This is a genomic window from Amycolatopsis halotolerans (assembly GCF_042647905.1).
GTDB lineage: Bacteria > Actinomycetota > Actinomycetes > Mycobacteriales > Pseudonocardiaceae > Amycolatopsis > Amycolatopsis halotolerans.
This window is the reverse complement of record NZ_JBHRWI010000009.1, coordinates 1-775: the sequence shown is the minus strand read 5'-3', so window position 1 is coordinate 775 and position 775 is coordinate 1. Positions and strand designations below refer to the sequence as shown.

The 775-nt window shown below is 69.3% G+C and carries 1 protein-coding gene; it reads left to right on the top strand.

Translation table 11 applies throughout. The features are described from left to right. A partial coding sequence (locus tag ACFORO_RS07520; protein ID WP_377896504.1) for an IS630 family transposase occupies positions 1 to 691 on the top strand: 691 nt, incomplete at its 5' end. Positions 692 to 775: the final 84 nt, after the last annotated feature.

Sequence of the window (775 nt, the reverse complement as noted above, 5' to 3'; positions counted from 1 at the left end):
CGGCATCAGGCTGTCGCGGGTGACGGTCGGCAAGTACCTGCGCGGCTGGGGGCTCTCGCCGCAGAAGCCGGTCCGCCGGGCCTACGAGCAGGACCCCGAAGCGGTGGCGTGCTGGCTGGAGCAGACCTATCCGGCCATCGCCGCCCGGGCCCGCCGCGAGGGCGGGGCGGTGCTGTGGCTGGACCAGACCGGGCTGCGGTCGGACAACGCGGTCGGCGCGAGCTGGGCGCCGGTCGGGCGGACCCCGGTGATCGGCAAGCCCGGCGTCCGGTTCGGGGCCAACGCGATGGCCGCGATCAGCAACAAGGGCGAGTTGTACTTCACCGTCTACCACGGCAGCCTGACGACCGAGATCATGATCAGGTTCGTCGACCGGCTCACCCGGCACCTGGACCGCAGGATCCACCTCGTCGCCGACCGGCACCCCGTGCACCGCTCCAGGGCCGTCCGCGACTGGATCACCGAGCGGGCCGACCGGATCGAACTGCACTTCCTGCCCGGCTACAGCCCCGAGCTCAACCCCGTGGAACTGCTCAACGGCGACACCAAACGCCATGTCGCACACACCAACCCCGGCGACAAACACGAACTCGCCACCGAGGCCCGCACCCACCTGCGCCGCCGCCAGAACCAGCCCGACCGGGTCAAAGCCTTCTTCGGCAAGGAAGAAGTCCGCTACGCCGCCGAGTAACACGACAAGTTTGCCTTACGGACCAATAAGGATGTGTTGCGGGGCGGCGTGGTGGCGTGAAAGGCAACGAGGCTCCGGCTAGGA